General features: G+C 64.5%; 22 protein-coding genes and 1 riboswitch. Of the genes, 15 read left to right on the top strand and 7 right to left on the bottom strand.

Features of this window, described 5'->3' with window-relative positions:
• Nucleotides 1-182 precede the first annotated feature (182 nt).
• Together ACMDCR_RS31060 and ACMDCR_RS31055 are read right to left on the bottom strand one after the other, a co-directional pair.
• The gene (locus ACMDCR_RS31060; RefSeq protein WP_413990310.1) at nucleotides 183-1,016 is read right to left on the bottom strand and encodes a sugar phosphate isomerase/epimerase family protein; all 834 of its coding nucleotides are present in this window, start codon (nucleotides 1,014-1,016) and stop codon (nucleotides 183-185) included.
• On the bottom strand, nucleotides 1,016-2,092 hold the full coding sequence (locus ACMDCR_RS31055) for a Gfo/Idh/MocA family protein (RefSeq protein ID WP_413990309.1): 1,077 nt from the start codon (nucleotides 2,090-2,092) through the stop codon (nucleotides 1,016-1,018). Before ACMDCR_RS31055 ends, ACMDCR_RS31060 begins: the two co-directional genes overlap by 1 nt.
• Before the next feature lie 194 nt (nucleotides 2,093-2,286).
• Here ACMDCR_RS31055 and ACMDCR_RS31050 point away from each other — a divergent pair, with 194 nt between their 5' ends.
• Nucleotides 2,287-3,477: an ROK family protein gene (locus ACMDCR_RS31050; RefSeq protein ID WP_413990308.1), complete on the top strand. Its 1,191-nt coding sequence runs from the start codon at nucleotides 2,287-2,289 to the stop codon at nucleotides 3,475-3,477.
• A 57-nt stretch (nucleotides 3,478-3,534) separates the two neighbouring features.
• Here the strand turns inward: ACMDCR_RS31050 and crcB are convergent, their stop codons facing one another.
• Entirely contained in the window at nucleotides 3,535-3,969 is a 435-nt protein-coding gene (crcB, locus tag ACMDCR_RS31045; RefSeq protein ID WP_413990307.1) for a fluoride efflux transporter CrcB, read from the bottom strand.
• Nucleotides 3,970-4,039: 70 nt separating this feature from the next.
• Nucleotides 4,040-4,099, bottom strand: a riboswitch (Fluoride riboswitch).
• Nucleotides 4,100-4,226: 127 nt separating this feature from the next.
• Nucleotides 4,227-5,129, bottom strand: a complete 903-nt coding sequence (locus ACMDCR_RS31040; RefSeq protein WP_413990306.1) for a LysR family transcriptional regulator — start codon at nucleotides 5,127-5,129, stop codon at nucleotides 4,227-4,229.
• A gap of 122 nt (nucleotides 5,130-5,251) precedes the next feature.
• Between ACMDCR_RS31040 and ACMDCR_RS31035 the strand changes: the two genes are divergently transcribed.
• On the top strand, nucleotides 5,252-5,863 hold the full coding sequence (locus ACMDCR_RS31035) for a glutathione S-transferase family protein (protein WP_413990305.1): 612 nt from the start codon (nucleotides 5,252-5,254) through the stop codon (nucleotides 5,861-5,863).
• Nucleotides 5,864-5,933: 70 nt separating this feature from the next.
• Nucleotides 5,934-7,988 (top strand): pyridoxamine 5'-phosphate oxidase family protein, encoded by a 2,055-nt coding sequence (locus ACMDCR_RS31030; protein ID WP_413990304.1) that lies wholly within the window; start codon nucleotides 5,934-5,936, stop codon nucleotides 7,986-7,988.
• A gap of 4 nt (nucleotides 7,989-7,992) precedes the next feature.
• Here the strand turns inward: ACMDCR_RS31030 and ACMDCR_RS31025 are convergent, their stop codons facing one another.
• The gene (locus tag ACMDCR_RS31025) at nucleotides 7,993-9,036 is read right to left on the bottom strand and encodes a YeiH family protein (RefSeq protein WP_413990303.1); all 1,044 of its coding nucleotides are present in this window, start codon (nucleotides 9,034-9,036) and stop codon (nucleotides 7,993-7,995) included.
• Nucleotides 9,037-9,147: 111 nt separating this feature from the next.
• On the opposite strand from ACMDCR_RS31025, the gene ACMDCR_RS31020 reads away from it, so the two are divergent.
• Together ACMDCR_RS31020 and ACMDCR_RS31015 are read left to right on the top strand one after the other, a co-directional pair.
• Nucleotides 9,148-10,035: a LysR substrate-binding domain-containing protein gene (locus ACMDCR_RS31020; RefSeq protein ID WP_413990302.1), complete on the top strand. Its 888-nt coding sequence runs from the start codon at nucleotides 9,148-9,150 to the stop codon at nucleotides 10,033-10,035.
• 237 nt (nucleotides 10,036-10,272) lie between these two features.
• On the top strand, nucleotides 10,273-10,698 hold the full coding sequence (locus tag ACMDCR_RS31015) for a cupin domain-containing protein (RefSeq protein ID WP_413990301.1): 426 nt from the start codon (nucleotides 10,273-10,275) through the stop codon (nucleotides 10,696-10,698).
• 5 nt (nucleotides 10,699-10,703) lie between these two features.
• Here the strand turns inward: ACMDCR_RS31015 and ACMDCR_RS31010 are convergent, their stop codons facing one another.
• A complete protein-coding gene (locus ACMDCR_RS31010) occupies nucleotides 10,704-11,588 on the bottom strand; it encodes a LysR family transcriptional regulator (protein WP_413990300.1) in 885 nt (294 codons plus the stop codon).
• A gap of 178 nt (nucleotides 11,589-11,766) precedes the next feature.
• Between ACMDCR_RS31010 and ACMDCR_RS31005 the strand changes: the two genes are divergently transcribed.
• The 9 genes from ACMDCR_RS31005 (at nucleotide 11,767) to ACMDCR_RS30965 (ending at nucleotide 19,344) form a co-directional block, all read left to right on the top strand.
• Nucleotides 11,767-12,492 (top strand): biosynthetic peptidoglycan transglycosylase, encoded by a 726-nt coding sequence (locus ACMDCR_RS31005; RefSeq protein WP_413990299.1) that lies wholly within the window; start codon nucleotides 11,767-11,769, stop codon nucleotides 12,490-12,492.
• Nucleotides 12,493-12,721: 229 nt separating this feature from the next.
• On the top strand, nucleotides 12,722-12,907 hold the full coding sequence (gene rpmF / locus ACMDCR_RS31000; RefSeq protein ID WP_068294749.1) for a 50S ribosomal protein L32: 186 nt from the start codon (nucleotides 12,722-12,724) through the stop codon (nucleotides 12,905-12,907).
• 364 nt (nucleotides 12,908-13,271) lie between these two features.
• Nucleotides 13,272-13,832 (top strand): F0F1 ATP synthase subunit delta, encoded by a 561-nt coding sequence (locus tag ACMDCR_RS30995; RefSeq protein ID WP_413990298.1) that lies wholly within the window; start codon nucleotides 13,272-13,274, stop codon nucleotides 13,830-13,832.
• Nucleotides 13,832-15,358, top strand: coding sequence for a F0F1 ATP synthase subunit alpha (gene atpA, locus ACMDCR_RS30990; RefSeq protein WP_413990297.1), 1,527 nt, complete (start codon nucleotides 13,832-13,834; stop codon nucleotides 15,356-15,358). Before ACMDCR_RS30995 ends, atpA begins: the two co-directional genes overlap by 1 nt.
• A gap of 30 nt (nucleotides 15,359-15,388) precedes the next feature.
• Entirely contained in the window at nucleotides 15,389-16,276 is an 888-nt protein-coding gene (locus tag ACMDCR_RS30985) for a F0F1 ATP synthase subunit gamma (RefSeq protein WP_413990296.1), read from the top strand.
• Between the two features lie 22 nt (nucleotides 16,277-16,298).
• Nucleotides 16,299-16,706 carry an organic hydroperoxide resistance protein gene (locus ACMDCR_RS30980; RefSeq protein ID WP_413990295.1) on the top strand — a complete coding sequence of 136 codons (408 nt, stop codon included), beginning with the start codon at nucleotides 16,299-16,301 and terminating at the stop codon, nucleotides 16,704-16,706.
• Between the two features lie 23 nt (nucleotides 16,707-16,729).
• Nucleotides 16,730-18,160 (top strand): F0F1 ATP synthase subunit beta, encoded by a 1,431-nt coding sequence (atpD, locus tag ACMDCR_RS30975; RefSeq protein WP_413990294.1) that lies wholly within the window; start codon nucleotides 16,730-16,732, stop codon nucleotides 18,158-18,160.
• Between the two features lie 212 nt (nucleotides 18,161-18,372).
• The gene (locus ACMDCR_RS30970) at nucleotides 18,373-18,774 is read left to right on the top strand and encodes a F0F1 ATP synthase subunit epsilon (RefSeq protein WP_413990293.1); all 402 of its coding nucleotides are present in this window, start codon (nucleotides 18,373-18,375) and stop codon (nucleotides 18,772-18,774) included.
• A 114-nt stretch (nucleotides 18,775-18,888) separates the two neighbouring features.
• Nucleotides 18,889-19,344 (top strand): pyridoxamine 5'-phosphate oxidase family protein, encoded by a 456-nt coding sequence (locus ACMDCR_RS30965; RefSeq protein ID WP_413990292.1) that lies wholly within the window; start codon nucleotides 18,889-18,891, stop codon nucleotides 19,342-19,344.
• Nucleotides 19,345-19,448: 104 nt separating this feature from the next.
• Here the strand turns inward: ACMDCR_RS30965 and ACMDCR_RS30960 are convergent, their stop codons facing one another.
• Entirely contained in the window at nucleotides 19,449-19,661 is a 213-nt protein-coding gene (locus ACMDCR_RS30960; protein WP_413990291.1) for a hypothetical protein, read from the bottom strand.
• 184 nt (nucleotides 19,662-19,845) lie between these two features.
• Between ACMDCR_RS30960 and betI the strand changes: the two genes are divergently transcribed.
• Nucleotides 19,846-20,478 (top strand): choline-responsive transcriptional repressor BetI, encoded by a 633-nt coding sequence (gene betI, locus ACMDCR_RS30955; RefSeq protein WP_413990290.1) that lies wholly within the window; start codon nucleotides 19,846-19,848, stop codon nucleotides 20,476-20,478.
• Nucleotides 20,479-20,497: the final 19 nt, after the last annotated feature.

Raw genomic sequence — 20,497 nt, 5'->3', positions numbered from 1 at the left:
GGGGAGGTGGCACGATGAAGTCGTAACGGATGGGGTGTGGTCAGAAAAAGGCATGGGAAACGAAAGCCGGGGACGGTGCTTCCCGTACTTTATCCTGACCACACCCCCTCCGACCTCGCTGCGCTCGGCCACCTCCCCCAGCTTCGTGGGGGAGGCTTCGCGCGTCCTGTGTCGAACACTGCTCAAGGTCGCAACTCCGCCAATTTCCGACCCAGGAACACGGCCACCCCTGCGGCCTCGCTCGCGCTCAGCCCATGCGTCACCAGCGGCCCGTCAAAACCGGCGCGGGCGAGGCAGGCGAGGTAGTGGTCGAAGTCGATCACGCCCTTGCCGGCAGTGGCAAAACCGCCTTTGGGATCGCGATCCTTGGCATGTGCCATGATGATGCGGTCGGCCAGCAAGTCGATGCCCTCGGCCACAATCCGGCGCTGTTCAGGAAGATTGGCCATCTCGAAGAGATTGGCGGGATCAAGCACGATCTTGAGGCGTGAACTCGCCATCTCATCGAGGATCATGCGGGCCTTGATGGCGGAATCGATGACATTGGCAAGCTCTGGCTCAATGCCCAGGTAGACGTCGTAGGTCTCGGCGATAGCGATTGCCGCCTCCAGGCTCGCGGTGAGATCCCGCCAGGCCTCGGGAGTATGGTTTGCGGGATGGGCTCGCCACTGGTCTTCGGGGTCGCGTGTGCCAGTGCAGAGGGTCAGGAGGCGCGTGCCCATAGGGTCGGCGGCGGCGGCGATGACGGCGAGGCTGTCACGGCCGCGCTGGCGAACCGCGGGATCGGGATGGATCATGTTGTAGGTCGCGGAAACCGCGGCGATGTCGATGCCCTGTTCGGTCGCTGCAGCGCGAACGGCATCCGCCATCGCGTCCGGGATCGCCGCCGGCATGGAATCGAGGCCGGAGCAGGCCATGTTGTACTGCACGGTGCGGTAGCCGGCCGCGCGGGCCGCCGCCAGCACAAGGCCCGGTTCGCTGCCCGGAAAGGTCTTGGCGAAGATGCCGAGTTCCATCACAGCACTCCCTGCACGTCCTTGAGCTTCACCGTCCGGCCTTCGCGGGCTGATTGGGCGATGGCGATCATCGCGCGCACCGAGGCGACGCCGTCCTCGACATCGGCGCCGCGCATCGGCGCGCCCTTCAGGATGACGTCGGCAAAGCCCTCGAGCTGACGGCGATAGAAATGGCCATCGGCGCCCAGCACGCGGGTGGTGGCGCCGTCCCTCTCGCGGAAGATGTCGACCTCGCTGCTCTTGTAGTACCAGGGGTTATAGGTCTTGCCGATGACGCTGCCCTGCTCGCCATAGATCTGGAAGCCTTCATGCCAGTCCATGCGGACGGCCACTGTAAGGTCGAGATGGCCGAGCGCTCCATTGGCGAAGGCAACATCCACAAACCAGCAGCGGGCACCGAAGCGCTCGGAAAGGCGCGCCTCGACCTCCAGGATCTCGCCGCCGAAATAGCGTGCGGTGTCGACGAGATGACTGCCATGGGCGAGCATGTAATAGCGCTGCAGATCGGCCTTGGGATCGCCGGCCGGCTTGCGGGCCAGCTTGCTGGTGACGATCAGGGGCTGCACTGCGTCGGTCATCGGGTAACGGTGGGTGGAATCGCAGTACCAGGCTTTCAGTGCCAGGAGTTCGCCCATCTCGTGGTCGATGAAGTCCTTGGCCGCCTCCAGCCCGGCGTCGAAACGCTTCATATGGCCGACCTGCAGCACCTTGCCGCTTTTCGTCACGGCCTCACGCAGGCTTTCGACCTCCTCGACGCCGACACCGATCGGCTTTTCGCTCAGCACATTCTTGCCAGCCGCAAGCGCCTGCAGGGAGGCGGGGACGTGGAAGGCATCGGAGGTGGCGACGATGACGGCGTCCATTTCGGGATCGGCCAGCATGGCGGCATAATCGGAGAAAGTCTTTTCCGGCTGGTGGGTCCAGGCCATGCGCTCCAGCAAGTCCGGCGCCACGTCGCAAATGGCGTAGAGATCGGCATTGCGCGCCTTGGTGCAGCTCTCGAAATGGGCTGCCTGGGCGATCGGGCCGCAGCCCAGCACGCCCACCTTGAGGCGACGGTCTTCCTTCTTCGGCATTGGATGGACTTTCCACGGCTGTCGATAATTTATTTATTATCTAAATAAATATGGAAGGCAAGCGGCAAGGATGATAATTTGCCGGCTGTCGTGGTCGATGAGGGATGTGTGTTGGGCGAGAAGAGGCGATCAAAGCGGAACGAGTCGCTTATGCTTCCCCGCCCGGCCGCATACATTGAGTAGCGGAGGAGCGCATGGCCGACCAGACCTTCGCCCGCTATGTCAATGAGCGCCGCATCCTGACCCAGTTGCGCCTGCAGGGTGCCATGCCGCGGGCCGAGCTCGCGCGCCGCCTTGCCCTGACGCCGGCGACAATCACCAATCTGGTCGACAATCTCGCTTCGGATGCCCTGGTGATCGAACAGCACGCCCGACGGGGCGATGGCGCGCGGCGGGATGTCGGGCGGCCCGGCGTCGACATCGCCCTCAACCCGCAGGGCGGCTTCTTCCTGGGTGCCGAGATCGGTGTCGGCCTGGTGCGGTTCGCCTTGCTCGACCTGGCGCTCGGCGTCGTCGACAGCGAGACGCAGCGCCTGGCCACCACCATCAGCCCGACTGCAGCGGTCGAGGCCATCGCGACCTATGTCGAGGGGCTGGAGCGCCGACGTCGGGTGAAGGGCCGGCTGCGTTCGGTCGGCATCACCGTGCCCGGCCTGGTGCGCTCGGACGGTCATGTCGTGCATTTGCCGATCCTCGGCTGGAAGGACGTCAATTTGCGAGCCCTCGCCGAGGCGGCGCTGAGCGTGCCGGTATTCGTCGAGAACAATGCCCATGCCGCCGCCTTCGGCGAGGTCTATACCCAGCCGGGCCTCTCGACCGACGCCATCATTTATCTCAAGCTCGGCACGGGCTGTGGCGGTGCTGCGATCATCAACGGCCGCCTGATGCGCGGGGCCAGCGGCACCGGCAGCGAATTCGGCCATCTGCGCATCCGTACCGCGGGCCCCCGCTGCTCCTGCGGGCAGGAGGGCTGCCTGGAAACCTTCGTCAACATCGCCGCCCTGCAGCGCGCCTACCGACCCGGCGAGGGCTACGACACGGACGGTCTCTCGGCTCTGCCAACGCGGGTGGCCGAGGCGGCCGCTCGCGGCGATCGCGACGCCGACGCGGTGATGAACGGCCTCGCCGGCCATCTCATTACCGGGCTCACCACACTGGTGAACATCTTCAACCCCGGCACCATCGTCCTCGGCGGGCCTATGCGGCCGGTGTTGGCGTCGCGGCTCGACGCGATCGCCGAGGCGGTGGGTGCTGCCATCGTGCCGGGCATGGCGAGGCCTCAGATCCGCCTCTCCACCCTGGGCGAACTCGAATGTGCGGTGGGGGCGGCGACCATCGCGCATCACCGGGCCTTCGACGTCTCCAACATCGAGATCGGTTCCTGAGAGCGCGGACTTCACAGCGACATGCTCGCATATCGCTGTGAAGTCCGCGCTCTCAGTTCACGATTCCTCTGTCTGCACCTGCGCCGTCTGCTGTGATCCGCCATTGATGCCGGTGGCGGCGTAGTAGCCCACCGCCGAGGCGGCGAGGCAGAGCAGGACGGAGGCGGCTATATTGGCCAGCGCTCGCCCGGGCATGTTCATGTGCAGAAGTTCGAAGGTCTGCAGGCTGAACGAGGAGAAGGTGGTGAAGCCGCCGCAGATGCCCACCATGAAGAACAGCCGCCACCCGTCCGCCAGCGGGATGCGGCCGCTCGCGATGGTCAGCGTGCCGAAGAAGGTAATGGCGAATGAGCCGAGAATATTGATGAGGATGGTGCCCCAGGGCAGGCTCTGGCCGTAGGGCGCCATCCAGATGCCGCCCCAATAGCGCGCCACCGAGCCGAGGGCCCCGCCAATGGCGATGAGAAGCGTATTCGTGAATGAATCAGACATGGGTCCTCCTTTTTGAACGGCACAGCGTTTCGATCAGGAGGAGAACGGACACACCCCTACCGGCGCGAAACGCCTGGTAGGAGTCATCAGCCTTGCGGCGGTTTGGGGGGACTCCATCCCCGTGCTGGTGTGACAGTCTATAGCGCCCCATGCGGGATGGTCAACGGGCGGGATCGGAGTGGCGGTCTCCGACCGCCATGGGCCACTCCTGCAAAGGATTCGGTTTCAAAAATGGCAGTCGGAGACTGCCACTCCAACTAACCGGCGCCGAAGACCGGGCTGGCCCTTAGCCGTTCTACTGCGAAATCGACGAAGGAGCGGATCTTGGCTGACGGTCCGCGCCCGCCGGCATGCACGACATGGACGGGCAGGGGCTCTTCCTCGAATTCGGCGAGAAGGATGCGAAGACGCCCGTCCCTGACGGCGTCGTCTACCTGGTATGACAACACGCGCACCAGGCCCCAGCCTTCGATGGCGGCAGAGATGGTAGCCTCGTTGAGATTGCAGATCAGGCGCGGATGTATACCGACGCTGGTCTTTCGCTCGCGCCCGAAGCGCCACTCCAGCGAAGGCCAGGCGCTCACATTGGCGATGACGCTGTGGTTGGCGAGTTCGGCGGGCGTCATGGGTTGGCCATGCGCCACGAGATAGGCTGGCGAGGCGCAGACCACCCGGCGCACCGTCCCGACACGTATGGCGTTCAATTCCGAATCCGGCAGGCGTCCGATGCGGATGGCGACGTCCATGCCCTCTTCGATCAGGTTGGTGACACGGTCGAGGAAAAGGGTCTGCACCGTCACCGCCGGGTGCTGGCTGAGATAATCCATCACGATGGGCATCACATGCATCTGGCCGAACAGCACCGGCGCGGTGACCACCAGCGTGCCGCTCGGCGTTGCATAGGAGCCGGCGGCGGCTGCCTCAGCATCGGCGAGATCGGCGAGGATGCGCTGGCAATCGGCGAGGTAGCGCTGGCCCGCATCGGTGAGCTTCACCGAGCGTGTGGTGCGGATGAGAAGCCTTGCCCCGATCGTCTCCTCGAGGGCGGCGACGGCTCGGGTGACGGCGGGCGGGCTCATATAGAGCTTGCGCGCCGCCTCTGCGAAGCCGCCCGTCTCCGCCACTTTCACGAACACCCGCATGGCTTGCCAGCGATCCATGGCTCCTCGCGCGTATCACTGTTTCATTCAATGAAATAATGACTTCCAGATAATGCGTATTCTCTCTTAGCAATGGAATAAGTATGTTTCTGGTCGAAACGCACCACCTTGGGAGATCGACCATGAAGCTCTATTACCATCCCCTGTCCGGCCATTCGCATCGGGCGCATCTCTTCCTATCACTGGCAGGGGTGAAGCATGAGCTGGTCGAGATGGATCTTGCCAAAGGCGCGCACAAGCATCCCGATTTCCTGAACCTCAATCCTTTCGGGCAGGTGCCGGTGCTGGACGACAATGGCGTTATCGTCTCGGATTCCGTCGGAATCATCGTCTACGTCGCTCGCAAGCTTGGCCTGACGGATTGGGTTCCCACGGAGCCGAAGGCGGCCGCCGCCGTGCAGCGGTGGTTCTCAGTGGCCGCGGGCGAGATCTTTAACGGGCCCTGCGCCGCCCGCCTCGTGACCGTGTTCGGGCGGGATTTTGATGCCAGGAGGGCCATCGCCAGCGCGCATGGCATCCTCAAGCTGATCGATGGAGAATTGGCCGGTCGCGAATGGATCGCCACGGATCGCCCGACCGCGGCCGATGTCGCGCTCTACAGTTACATTTCCTCGGCACCCGAGGGGAATGTGGATCTTGCGCCCTACGGTCATGTCAACGCCTGGCTGCGCCGGGTCGAGGCACTTCCGGGCTTCGTGCCCTTCCAGAAGACAGCCATCGGGCTGGCGGCCTAGGACATTTGGGGGGTCGGGTCTGATGACCCGCCCCCAGGGTCGCTCGCCTCGTCATCGAAAGGTTTCCACCATGGACGGCAGCACTCCCATCCTGTCCACGTCCCCGTGGCACCGGGGCGAGATAGCTCTGCAACGGCGGGCCGGCGTCGCCGAGCGCATGGATGTGGTCGGTCGCCGCGTCCTGCGCGACCATCTGATCGACCAGCATCGCGAGTTTTATCCCCAGCTGCCCTTTCTCGTGGCCGCGACGGTCGATCCTGCAGGTAATGCCTGGGCGACGGTGCTGTCAGGCCACCCGGGGTTCCTGAGCTCGCCCGATCCCCACACCTTGCATGTCGCGGCTGCGGTCAATCCGGCCGATCCGGCGGCCTCGGGCCTGCGGGACGGGGACGCCATCGGCCTCATCGGCATCGAGTTGCACACCCGGCGGCGCAACCGGTTGAACGGCACGGTCAAGCGGAGCGATGAGGCTTCCTTCGACGTCGTCGTCGGCCAGAGCTACGGCAATTGCCCGCAATATATCCAGATACGCAATTTCGATTTCACGCGCGAGCCTACCTTGCCGCATGCCGAAACGCCCCAGCGCCTTCGGAGCCTGGAAGGTCTTGCTACCGCGATGATCGTCAAGGCGGATACCTTCTTCATCGCCTCCTACGCTGACCGTCCCGATAGCGGGCGCCAGGTCGACGTCTCCCATCGCGGCGGCCGGCCCGGTTTCGTGCGGGTGGGCGAGGACGGCGTGCTGACCATTCCGGACTTTGCCGGCAATCTCTTCTTCAACACGCTCGGCAATATCCTGGTGAACCAGAAGGCCGGTCTCGTCTTCATCGATTTCGAGACGGGTGACCTCCTGCAGCTCTCCGGCCTCGGCGAGGTCGAGCTCGATTCGCCCGAGATCGCAGCGTTCCAAGGCGCCGAGCGGCTGCTGCGCTTCACGCCCCGCCAGATCGTCTACCGCCCAGGGGTCCTGCCGCTGCGCTGGCTGTCCCGGCCGCAGGGGGCCTCACCGAACGCTTTGCTGACAGGCAGTTGGGCCGAGGCCGCCGCCTGGTTGAAGGCTGCCGAGCTCGGCAAGACCTGGCGGCCCTTCCGCGTGGCGGGGATCGTCGAGGAGAGCAGTGTCATCCGATCGCTCTATCTCGAGGCCGCCGACGGCGCCGGGCTGATTGCCCACCAGGCCGGGCAGCATCTTCCCATCCGCGTGCACTTGCCCGATGGCAACGAGGCCCTGCGCACCTACACGCTTTCCTCAGCGCCTTCGGACGGGGTCTATCGCATCAGCGTCAAGCGCGAGGGCGCGGTGTCGCGCTTCCTGCACGGCCTCAAGCCCGGCGATGTCATCGAGGCTCGCGCGCCGGCGGGAGCTTTTACCATCGACGCGCTGGAAGAGAGGCCGGCCGTGCTGCTCGCCGCCGGCATCGGCATCACGCCCATGCTCGCGATGCTGCGCCATATCGTCTACGAGGGCCTGCGCAAGCGTCGCATCCGCCGGACTGTGCTGTTCCAGTCCGCCCGCACCAAGGCGGAGCGCGCCTTCGATCGCGAGATCGCCGCGCTCGTGGCAGCCGCGGAAGGTGCGGTGAAGGTGGTGCGCGTCCTGAGCGACTCGACCGGTGCCGGTGAAGGGGATTACGAGCGTTACGACCGCATCGACGCCGCCCTCCTGCGCTCCAGCCTCCGCTTCGACGACCACGACTTCTATCTCTGCGGGCCCGGCACTTTCATGCAGGGCCTCTACGACGGCTTGCGCGACTTGAATGTGCCCGACAACCGCATCCACGCCGAAGCCTTCGGTCCTTCCGCATTCAAGCGCCGGAGGGACGCGGGAGATCCGATGCGGATCGTACTGGAGCCGGCAGCCGAGCCCGTTACAGTCGCTTTCGCGGCTTCGGGCCGGCAGGCGGAGTGGAAGCCTTCGTCCGGCTCCCTGCTGGAATTTGCCGAGGCGCTGGGCTTAAGCCCGCCCTATAGCTGCCGTGTCGGTTCCTGCGGCACCTGCCGGACGAAGGTGCTGTCAGGCGCAGTATCCCATGAAGGCGAGCCCATGGCCGAAGTGGGCAAGGACGAGGCTTTGCTCTGCTGCTCGGTGCCGGCGTCAGGCGCGGCGCTGAGCCTGGATCTCTGAGCGCTCACGCCACCTTCAGCAGCATGATGAGGGCATAGCTGATCACGCCGAGCACCAGCAGCGAGAGGATCACCGTGGAGGTGACACGCGGGCCGGCCTTGGCGACGGCACGGATGTCGACGGTGAGGCCGAGGGCGGCCATCGAGACGATGGTCAGCGTGTTGGAGGCCGAGGCGATGGGCTGGAGCGAGGCTTGCGGCAGCAGGTCGAAGGACCGCAGGGCCATCATTGCCAGGAAGCCGATGATGAACCAGGGCACGATCTGCCTGAGCTTTGGCTTGGCACGGACGGCGCTGTCGTCGGCGCTGGCGGCGCGCTGGCGTTCGCCGATCAAGGCGAGCACCAAGATCACTGGGCCGAGCATCAGCACGCGGGTGAGCTTGACCAGCGTGCCGATCTGCACGCTGAGGGCAGCGACCGGAGCCGTGGCGGCCAGCACCTGCGGCACGGCATAGACTGTGAGGCCGGCGAACACGCCATACTGGCCGGCCGAGAAGCCCAAGGCGGGTACCAGCAGGGGCAGGCAGATCACGGCCACCACGCCGAGCACGGCAGTGAAGGCGATGGAGGCGGCGACATCCTTGCCATTGGCGCCGATCACCGGTGCTGTGGCCGCGATGGCGGAATTGCCGCAGATCGAGTTGCCGCAGGCGACCAGCAGCGCCATGTTGTAAGGCAGGCCAAGCGAGCGGCCGATGCCGAAGCTCAGCAGGATCGAAACTGCTACCACGCCGGCTATGCCGACGATCAGGGCCGGGCCGGCATCGGCGATGGCGGCGGCGCTGACGGAAGCGCCGAGCAGCACTACCGCCACTTCCAGCAAGGTCTTGGCGCCGAAGGTGATGCCGCGGTCGAAATGCTTTTCAGGTTGGGCGAAGGTGCGGACCAGCGCACCGATCAGGATGGCGAGCACCAAGGCTTCCAGCCAGGCTTTGCCAAACAAGCTGGTCTCGACGAGCTGGGCCGCCATCGCAAGGGCAGTGACCACGATGCACAGGCCAGCACCTGGGATGATTTCGCGAACCTTGTTGCTGATGCCGGGGGTCATTGCGGGTACTTTTCGGGGCTTCGATGCGATGGATGTTTTTCGCCGAAAAGCGCTGTTCAATCCATTTCGAAATAGTGTAGGTTTCGTTCGATTAAATCGAATGATTGGCCCATGACCCTGGAACAATTGCGGATTTTCGTGGCGGTGGCCGAGCGGGAGCATCTCACGCGCGCCGCGGAGGACTTGCGTCTGACGCCCTCTGCGGTGAGTTCGGCCGTCCGCGTGCTGGAGGACCGTTACGGCGCCACTCTGTTCCACCGCGTGGGCCGGCGCATCGAAATGACCGAGGGCGGCCGCCAGTTTCTGCCCGAAGCACGGGCAACGCTCGCTTCCGCGAAGGCCGCAGAGCTGGCGCTTTCCGAACTCGGGGGAGGCCTGCGCGGCTCGCTCACCCTGCAGGCCAGCCAGACCATCGCCAGCTACTGGGTGGCGCCCTTTCTCGCCCGCTATCACGATGTCCACCCCACCATCGACCTCCGCCTGGAGATCGGCAACACCCAGAGCGTGACGCAGGCGGTGCTGGAAGGCGCCGCCGAGATCGGCTTCATCGAAGGCGCCATCGACGAGCCGGCCCTGCATGTGCAGACAGTGGCGCATGACCGCCTGATCGTCGTAGTCGCCCCTGGCCATCCCTGGTCCGACGGACGCGTGGTCCGGGCCTATGACATCGCCACCGCTCGGTGGATCATGCGCGAAGCGGGCTCCGGCACCCGCTCGGCCTTCGAGGAGGCTCTGAGGGCCTGGGGAGTCGATCCCGCGGCACTCGAGGTCGCGCTGGTACTGCCCTCCAACGAGGCGGTGCGCTCGGCCGTGCGTTCGGGCCCCTATGTCACCGTGATGTCGGAACTGGTCGCTGGCCCCGACCTGCAGGCAGGTCGCCTGGTGCGCATCGGCTTCGACATCCCGCCCCGCGCCTTCCGCATGCTCCGCCATAAGGAGCGCTATTTCACAAAGGCCGCCAAGATGCTGGAGATGGTGATCACGCAGAGCGGCGGGTGAAGCTGGGACCGCTGCGTCCTGGACGGTTCTTTTCTGCGAGTCGATGGCGCAAGAGCCGGCTGGAAAGCCGGCGGTCCCACGACTCAAGCTCCCATCTGGTACAGTCGGGCAGCATGTGACCGGATTCATCGTCTAAAGAGGGATAGGAAATACGCGAGATACCCCTGTGCGAACCCTTGCGGCATTCCTCGCGGGCGTCCAGCTTGGGGCGTCAATCCACCGAAGGCGCCATCAGCCATGCCAGAGACCATAAGCATCAAGGGCCTCGAACTGCGCTTCCTGCAGAGCAAGGAAGACACCGCGGGCAGTCTCGACATGTTCGAGATGATCGTGCAGCCCAATTCCCGCATGCCGGTGGCCCATTACCATGAAAGCTGGGATGAAGCGGTCTACGGCCTATCCGGCGTGATGAGCTTCCGTGTCGACGGACGCGATCTCACACTGGCGCCGGGCGAGTCTCTCTTCGTTCCCCGTGGCGTCGTCCACGCCTTCCGCAATGATACGCAGGAGCCGGCCTCCTGCCTGGTGGTGCTGACGCCTGGTGTGCTTGGTCCCGGCTATTTCCGCGAGGTGGCGGACCTGCTCAGCGTCGAGTCGCCGGATCTCGTCAAGATGAAGGAGACGATGCTCCGTTACGGCTTGGTGCCGGCACCCGGCGCCTAGGCGTTTCACGTCGAGCCGTTCAGGGTATCGATCGGCAGCAACTCCATGAAGGCCTTGCCGGCCGGGCTGAGGCCGCTCTTGTGCGTGGAAGCATGCAGGTCACGCCGCAGTGTCGGGGTCAGCCGGCGCACGGCAAGGCCCGTCGTGTCATCCGGCAAGGTCAGGTCCGGCATGATGGTGAGCCCGATGCCCTCGCGCACCATGCCGAAGATGGTGGAATTGTCGCGCGCCAGGAACAGCACCTGGGGCTTGGCGCCGGCGGCCATGAGCGCGGTCGCGAGTTGCGTGTCGTCGCCTCCGCCGGAAAAGATGGCGCGCTCGCCATCGAGCGCCTCAAGGCTGATCGAGGCATTCTTGGCCAGGCGGTGATCGGCCGGAAGCACCAGCACGAAATCATCATTGGCGACGATGTGGTTGTCGAGATCGGGATGCGCTTGGCCGCTGATGCCGACATCGACGGCATCAGCCAGCACCCAGGCGGTCACCTCGTCGTCGGTGCCCTCGTGCAGGGTGATGCCCGCCTGTGGATAGAGCGCCCGGAAAGGCTTCAGCCAGCCGGGCAACAGCCGCGCCGCCGCGCTCTGCACCGAGCCGATGCGCAAGGTCGCACCCGCCAGCTTGTCGCTGTTGCGGGTAACGGCAGCCAGACGCTGGGCGCCGGCAAGCAGCGCTCGGGCTTCGATCAGGGCCGCTTCGCCCATGTCGGTGAGGACGACCCCCTCGCGCGTGCGCGTGAGAAGCTTGGCGCCGAGCGCATCCTCCAGTCCCGCAATGGCCTGGCTGACCGCCGACTGTGTCAGGTGGATGCGCTGGGCGGCCGAGGTGAAGCCGCTAGTCTCCGCCACGGCGACGAAGCAGCGCAGCTGTGTGAAGGTGATATTAGGATGCATGATCGGGGCGGCCCGCCTGAGTAGACCGCCTAATATGAGGGGTCGCTCACGGGCTGCCTAGAGCGGATCGGCCGCAACCTTGCTCATGCTCCTGATGTTAACCCTTTTTTAACTGTAGGGTGCGCCACCGCTTGCTTTGCGCTATTGAGGTTAAGAACATTTGGGGCCGGGCGGGACCATGGCTGACGCGGCAATGCCCGAACAAGGCACGGAGCTTGGGGTTGCCATGCCGGCCAGGAGACGTTCGCGGCCGCTCTGGCGGCGCCTTGCCTATGCCCTGATCGCGGTTGCAGCCATCCCCGTGCTGCTCACTTTCGTCTACGCCGTGGTGCCGCCGGTCTCCCTGCCGATGCTCGGACTCTATGCCACGGGACAGAAGGTGGACCGGCGATGGGTGAAGCTGGACGACATCGCTCTCGTAGCGCGCTTTTCGGTGATGGCGTCGGAGGACGGCCAGTTCTGCCGTCACTGGGGCGTCGATTTCGGGGCGATCGGCACAGTGCTGGAGCGGGAAGGCGGTCCTTCGCGCGGGGCCTCCACCATCGCCATGCAGACGGTGAAGAACCTCTATCTCTGGCCGCTACCCACCTTCGCGCGCAAACCGCTGGAAGTGCCGCTGGCGCTGTGGGCCAACCTTGTCTGGTCGAAGCGGCGCACGCTGGAGATCTATCTCAATGTGGCGCAGTGGGGCGATGGCATCTATGGCATCGAAGCCGCTTCGCAGTTCTATTTCAGGAAGCCTGCATCCCGGCTGAATGCCCGCGAGGCCGCGCAGCTCGCCGTGGCGCTGCCGAACCCGATCCGCCGCAGCGCCGGCGCGCCGACGAGACGGCTGCGCAACCTCGCCGGCCTGATCATGAACCGGGCTCGGAACTCGGCGGAGTATTTTACCTGTGTGGAGTAGTCCCGGGTGCATGGGCATCTTGCCCATTCCTGGAAATGGCGCGCCCCATGATAAGGGAAGAACGGGCAAGATGGCCGTGCACCCGCGGAGCCGGCGATCCCGGGGAAAATAATGACTCCGGCCTCTTTCTTCCTGAGTTCTCTTCCTGTATACGCTGCGCCTTCAATCGAATTTTGTCATCGGGCTGCCGTGACTGTCACGGCATCCGCACGCCACGAAGAAGAAACCAATGGCTGTTCCGAAGCGAAAAACCTCCCGCATGAAGCGCGGCTTCCGCCGTTCCGCCGATGCGCTCAAGGCCCCGACCTATGTCGAGGACAAGGACTCGGGCGAACTGCGCCGTCCTCACCATGTCGATCTGAAGACCGGCATGTATCGCGGCCGCCAGATTCTCACCCAGAAGTCTGACGCCTGAGGCGAAAATCTGACATTTGAGGTCTTGCGTGGATCTCCGCGCAATGCCTCTTCCGGGCCGGCAATTGCCGGCCCTTTTGTTTGTCTTCACGCGGCTGCAACGGTTCACTTTCGAGAACCATGCGAAACAGGGCGGAAAAATGCTGGGGGCGCGGCATTTTTCCCCGCCTTTTCAGTGTTTGGCTCTTGTTGCGTCAGCAATGCCTGTGTGTTAGGTGAGCGCTCGTGTTGCAGGGCAGGGGAGGGCCCGGTTCTGCAACCGTGAAGAAATTCAACATATCCGCCAAGGGGTTGGGCGGTCAGGTGCGGGGGAATCCCGGCTGGACTGTCTCCTTTCCGAAGCGGCTACAAGAGAGAGACGCGCGGTGGCAGGGGAAGAACCGATCGTATCCGGCATGGCAGGCCGCTATGCCGTCGCCTTGTTCGAGCTCGCAACTGAGCAGAACGCCATCGATTCTGTCGCCGCCGATCTTGGCCGTTTCAGTGGCCTGGTTGAAGAAAGCGCCGACCTCAAGCGCCTCGTTCGCAGCCCCGTCTTTTCCTCCGATGAGCAGACCAAGGCCGTCACGGCTGTGCTGGATCGTGCCGGCATCGGTGGTCTTGCCGCCAATTTCATCAAGCTTGCCGCTCATAACCGCCGCCTCTTCGCGGTTGGCGACATGATCCGCGGCTACACGGCGCTCGTCGCCAAGGCCCGCGGCCAGGCTGCGGCCGATGTCACTGCCGCACAGCCTCTCTCCGACGACAATCTCAATATCCTCAAGGACTCGCTCAAGACGGCGACCGGCAAGGAAATTACGCTCAACGTCAAGGTCGACCCGAGCCTCATCGGCGGTCTGATCGTCAAGATCGGTTCCCGCATGATCGACGCCTCGCTCAAGACCAAACTCCAATCGATCAAGATCGCCATGAAAGAGGTCGGCTGATGGACATCCGCGCCGCAGAAATTTCCGCCATTCTGAAGGACCAGATCAAGAATTTCGGCCAGGAGGCCGAGGTTTCGGAAGTCGGTCAGGTTCTCTCCGTCGGTGACGGTATCGCCCGCGTCTACGGCCTCGACAACGTCCAGGCCGGCGAGATGGTCGAGTTCCCCGGCGGCGTGCGCGGCATGGCGCTGAATCTCGAGACCGACAATGTCGGTATCGTGCTGTTCGGGTCCGACCGTGAAATCTCCGAAGGCGACACCGTCAAGCGCACGGGCGCCATCGTGGACGTGCCGATTGGCAAGGGTCTGCTTGGCCGCGTCGTCGACGCCCTCGGCAACCCGATCGACGGCAAGGGCCCGATCTCGTACGAGCACCGTGCGCGCGTCGACGTGAAGGCCCCCGGCATCATCCCGCGCAAGTCGGTGAACGAGCCGATGGCGACCGGCCTCAAGGCCATCGACGCCCTGATCCCGATCGGCCGCGGCCAGCGCGAGCTGATCATCGGCGACCGCCAGACCGGCAAGACCGCCGTTGCGCTCGACACCATCCTCAACCAGAAGCCGCTCAACCAGGGCAATGACGAGAGCAAGAAGCTGTATTGCGTCTACGTCGCCGTCGGCCAGAAGCGCTCCACCGTCGCCCAGTTCGTGAAGGTGCTGGAAGAGAACGGCGCGCTCGATTACTCGATCATCGTCGCCGCCACCGCTTCCGACCCGGCCCCGATGCAGTTCCTGGCGCCTTTCGCCGGCTGCGCCATGGGCGAATATTTCCGCGACAACGGCATGCACGCCGTGATCATCTATGACGATCTGTCCAAGCAGGCCGTCGCCTATCGCCAGATGTCGCTGCTGCTTCGCCGCCCGCCGGGCCGCGAAGCCTATCCGGGCGACGTGTTCTATCTCCACTCCCGTCTGCTCGAGCGCGCCGCCAAGATGGGCCAGGCCGCCGGCCTCGGCTCGCTGACCGCGCTGCCGGTCATCGAAACCCAGGCCAACGACGTGTCGGCCTACATCCCGACCAACGTGATCTCGATCACCGACGGCCAGATCTTCCTTGAGACCGACCTGTTCTATCAGGGCATCCGCCCCGCCGTGAACGTGGGTCTGTCGGTGTCGCGCGTCGGCTCGTCGGCGCAGACCAAGGCCATGAAGAAGGTCGCCGGCAGGATCAAGGGCGAACTCGCCCAGTATCGCGAAATGGCCGCCTTCGCCCAGTTCGGTTCGGACCTCGACGCCACCACCCAGCGTCTGCTGGCCCGCGGCGCCCGCCTCACCGAGCTCCTGAAGCAGGCCCAGTTCTCGCCGCTGAAGATGGAAGAGCAGGTCGTGGTGATCTATGCCGGTGTCCACGGCTACCTCGACAGGGTCGACGTTTCCAAGGTGAAGAGCTTCGAAAACGGGCTGCTCGCCAAGCTGCGGGCCGAAGGTTCGATCCTCGAAGCCATCCGCGCTTCGGGCGACCTCAGCGACGACGTCGGTGCCAAGCTCAAGGACCAGGTCGAGGCGTTCGCCAAGACCTTCGCCTGATCGCTCTGTTCTCGTTAGGAAGGCGAAGCGATGCCCTCGCTTAAGGACCTCAGAAACCGCATTGCCTCGGTGAAGGCGACGCAGAAGATCACCAAGGCCATGCAGATGGTAGCGGCCGCCAAGTTGCGCCGCGCCCAGAGCGCAGCCGAGGCGGCGCGTCCCTATGCCGAGCGAGTCGATGCGGTGCTGGCGAACCTCGCCGGCTCGATCGCCGACCCGCGCCAGGCGCCGCCGCTCCTGGCCGGCAACGGCAAGGACCAGACACACCTCCTGGTGGTCTGCACCGGCGAGCGCGGCCTTTGCGGCGCCTTCAATACCTCGATCGCCCGCCTTGCCCGCGAGCATGTCATGACCCTGCTGGGCCAGGGCAAGACGGTCAAGATCCTTTGCGTTGGCCGCAAGGGCTATGACGTGCTCAAGCGCCAATATGAGAAGAACATCATCGAGCTCGTCGATTTCCGCGCCGTGCGCACGCTCGGCTTCGAACAGGCCGATCTTGTCGGCTCTAAGATCCGCAAGCTCTATGCCGACGGCGAGTTCGACGTCTGTACCCTGTTCTTTTCCACGTTCAAGTCGGTGATCTCGCAGATCCCGACCGCCAAGCGCCTGATTCCGGCCGAAGTGCCGGAGCGAGATCCAAAGGCGAGCGAGAGCGGCCAGAAGATCGCCTATGAGTACGAGCCGGATGAAACGGCCATCCTTGCCGAGCTGCTGCCGCGCAACATTTCGGTGCAGGTGCTGCGCGCTCTGCTCGAGAACAATGCCTCCTTCTATGGTTCGCAGATGAGTGCCATGGACAACGCCACCCGCAACGCTGGCGAGATGATCAAGAAGCAAACGATCACCTACAACCGCACGCGCCAGGCGATGATCACCAAGGAACTGATCGAAATCATCTCGGGTGCGGAAGCGCTCTAAGCCACTCCCAGGGAGAATCACGATGACGTCCTATACGACTTCTGGATCGACCAAGGGTGGCCGCGAGGGCCGGGCTGTTCTCGACAATGGCGGGCTGGCTCTGGCCATGGCCTTCCCGAAGGAGCTCGGCGGCGATGGCGCCGGCCACAATCCCGAACAGCTCTTCGCGCTCGGCTACTCCGCCTGCTACGGCCAGGCGATCGTAGCCCTCGGCCGCAAGCACGGCCTTGACGGCGGTGCCGCCAAGATCACTTGTGCCGTCACCCTGACCAAGGACGATATCAGCTTCGCCCTCTCGGTGGAGCTGATGGTCCATATCCCCGGCGCCGACCTCGAAAAGGTCAAGGCGCTCGTCGAAGAAGCCCACCAGATTTGCCCCTATTCCCGGGCGACGCGAAACAACGTGCCTGTCACGCTGACCGTCGTCTGACCGAACGCATTAAGGAGACACTCATGGCCAATCCGACCGGACGCGTTTCGCAGGTCATCGGCGCCGTCGTCGACGTCCATTTCGACGACCATCTGCCAGAGATTCTGAACGCCCTCGAAACCACCAACAACGGCCAGCGTCTGGTGCTGGAAGTCGCCCAGCATCTGGGCGAGTCCACCGTCCGCTGCATCGCCATGGACGTGTCCGAGGGTCTGGTCCGTGGCCAGGCTGTCACCGATACCGGCAAGCCGATCGCCGTGCCTGTCGGCGACGCCACGCTCGGCCGCATCATGAACGTGATCGGCGAGCCGATCGATGAGGCCGGCCCGGTGAATGGCGAGGGTCTGCGCCCGATCCACGCACCGGCTCCCTCCTTTGCCGAACAGTCGACCGAAGCCCAGATCCTGGTCACCGGCATCAAGGTCGTCGACCTCCTGGCTCCCTACGCCAAGGGCGGCAAGATCGGCCTGTTCGGCGGCGCCGGCGTCGGCAAGACCGTGCTCATCCAGGAATTGATCAACAACATCGCCAAGACCCATGGCGGCTTCTCGGTGTTCGCCGGTGTCGGCGAGCGCACCCGCGAGGGCAACGACCTCTATCACGAGTTCATCGAAGCCGGCGTCAACGACGATCCGCACAATCCCAAGGGCATCCAGTCGAAGTGTGCCCTGGTGTTCGGCCAGATGAACGAGCCGCCGGGCGCCCGCGCGCGCGTCGCTCTCACCGGCCTCACCGTCGCCGAGAACTTCCGCGACAAGGGCCAGGACGTGCTGTTCTTCGTCGACAACATCTTCCGCTTCACCCAGGCAGGTTCGGAAGTGTCGGCGCTTCTCGGCCGTATTCCTTCGGCCGTGGGCTACCAGCCGACGCTCGCCACCGACATGGGCGCCCTGCAGGAGCGCATCACCACCACGACCAAGGGCTCGATCACCTCGGTGCAGGCCATCTACGTGCCGGCCGACGACTTGACCGACCCGGCGCCGGCCACCTCCTTCGCCCATCTCGACGCCACGACCGTGCTGTCGCGCTCGATCGCCGAAAAGGGCATCTATCCGGCGGTGGACCCGCTCGACTCGACCTCGCGCATGCTCACCCCGGCCGTGGTTGGCGAGGAGCACTATTCGGTGGCTCGTTCGGTGCAGCAGATCCTGCAGCGCTACAAGTCGCTGCAGGACATCATCGCCATTCTCGGCATGGACGAACTGTCTGAGGACGACAAGATGACCGTGGCGCGCGCCCGCAAGATCGAGCGCTTCCTGTCGCAGCCCTTCGACGTGGCCAAGGTCTTCACCGGTTCGGACGGCGAACAGGTCTCGATCGAGGATACCGTCAAGGGCTTCAAGGGCATCGTCGAGGGCCAGTATGACTACCTGCCGGAAGCCGCCTTCTACATGGTCGGCACCATCGAGCAGGCTGTCGAGAAGGGCAAGCGGCTGGCCGCCGAGGCCGCGTAAGCGACGAGCAAGACGAGGCGTGGCGCCTCTTCACCCTCCCCTCGATGGGGAGGGTCGGCCCGAAAGGCCGGGGTCGGATGAGAACCGCGCCCTGGCTTCTCGGGATATCAAATTTGACGGGGACTTCTCACGCGTGAAAGCACCCCACCCCGGCCCTGCAGGCCGACCCTCCCCATAGAGGGGAAGGTGAAGATCGAACAAGGACCGCTCCGATGGCCAGCTTCCAATTCGAACTCGTGACGCCTGAGAAGCTGCTGTTCTCCGGCCCGGTCGATTCCGTCGTCGTACCCGGCACCGAGGGCGATTTCGAGGTGCTGCCGCTGCATGCGCCTTTGATGTCGACCATCCGCCCCGGCGTGATCGTGATGAGGGAACCCGGCGCAGCCGCGCCCCGCCGTCTCTTCGTGCGCGGCGGATTCGCGGATGTGAACCCGGCCGGCCTCACCATCCTCGCCGAGCAGGCTGTTGCAGTCGAGGATCTTACCGCCGATAAGCTGCGGAGCGAGGTTGCCGCAGCCGAGGCCGAGGCCAGCGCGACTAATGGCGACATCGCCAAGGCCAACGCCGACCTCAAGGTCGGCCAGCTCAAGGAATTGCAGAAGACGCTGAGCTGATTTCGCCTCGAGTCTCGATATTGAGAAAAGCGCGCCTCGGCGCGCTTTTTTGTTGGAAAATTGGGCAACCAGCTTTCAATTGCGCTGCAATCCGCCTTTGAGAAGGAGAAGGTCATGCTCACAGCGCAGATGCGGGACCTGATTGCCCATCACAGCCTCGGCCTGGTGGCCACGGTGACGCCGGAGGGCGCGCCGGCTGTATCGCCCAAGGGCACTTTCCTCATTCATGACGACAGGACGCTCGCCTTCTCCAATATTCGCTCGCCCGGCACGGTGAGGAATATCGCCCACAATCCGGCTGTCGAGGTCAATTTCATCGATGTCCTCCATCGCACGGCCTGCCGGATTCGCGGTGCCGCCCGCCTGTGCACTGCCGCGGAGCTCCCGGACGGACTGCATGGGCGCTTCACGGAAAAATGGCCGCAACTGGCGGGCATGATGAAGGGCTTTGTGCTGATCGAGGTCGCCGACGCCAAATTCCTGCGCTCACCGGTCTATGACATAGGTGAGGACGCCGACGCGCTCGCGCGCCATTGGAGCGCCTATTACAAATCGTTGGCCGAAGGTTGATTTTCGGGAACACCCGCATTTCCGATAACGGCGCGGGATCCCCTGGGACCGCAGGCGTCTCGCCTGCGGTCCCAGGGGATCCCGCGCTTTTGTCTGCAAGGCGGTTATGCGTTCAGCTGGATCGTTGCCAGCAGCGCCTTCGCCACTTCGGCGGTGACCCGGCGCTTGTAGCGCTCATGCACCATCTGGCCGTTGTGGAAGACCTTGTGCTCGACATAGACCATATGGCCGTCCCAGCGCAGGATATTGTCGGTCTCCGTCGTCTCAATGACATTCAATCCGGGTACGAGCTGGCCTTCCGTGGTCTTGTCGCGCATTCAGGTTTTCCTCCCATTTTTTTGGTTCCGCGCATTAGGCTGTCTGACAGCATAGCCCGAGTTCCCGCCGAAAGGGAAAGGGGAATCGCAAGCCATCCCCTTTGAGATGCCGCCTGTCATCACAATCGGCACTTTGCCCGCGATCTGTTCTTGACTGATTGAACGTTCAAAATAATGTGCCTGGATGCCCAGCAGCCTTCCCTCCTCGCCTGATCGCCCCCTGCGGCTCCGCCGCGTGGATGCCGGCGATGTGCGGCGGCGCCAGCTGATCGAGGCCACCATCGTCGCCATTGCGGAAGTGGGCTTCAACGCGACCACCATCGCCGAGATCGCCCGCCGGGCGGATGTCTCCACCGGCCTGGTCTCTTTCTATTTCGGCGACAAGGACGGACTGCTGGAAGCGACGCTGCGCCATCTCGCCCGTGAATTGTCACGCGCCGCGGCTGCCCGGATGCGCGATGCCACCACGCCGCGCGCGCGCGTGCAGGCGGTGATCGATACAATGCTCGGCGCCAGCCAGTTCGAGCGGCGTATCGGCACGGTCTGGCTTGCCTTTTGGGCGCAGGTCCCGCATTCGCCGAACTTCGCCCGCGTGCAGCGCGCCTATCACCGGCGCCTCTCCGGCAACCTTTCCTATGCGCTTCGCCCCATCCTGATGCGGGATCCGGCCCGGGCGCTCGCCGAGGCGATCGCCTCGATGATCGATGGGCTCTGGCTGCGCGCCACCCTCGCCAACGATCCCGACGGACGCATGGCCCGCATGGTCGCGGGCGGCTTCGTCGACAGTCAATTCATGCTGCTCGGCATCGGCCGGTAGCCAGGGAGTCCTTGAAACC

This window comes from Labrys okinawensis, assembly GCF_047345005.1.
In the GTDB taxonomy this organism is placed as follows: domain Bacteria; phylum Pseudomonadota; class Alphaproteobacteria; order Rhizobiales; family Labraceae; genus Labrys; species Labrys okinawensis.
The sequence above is the reverse complement of the archived record's forward strand: the minus strand, read 5'-3'. Positions and strand labels throughout refer to the sequence as shown.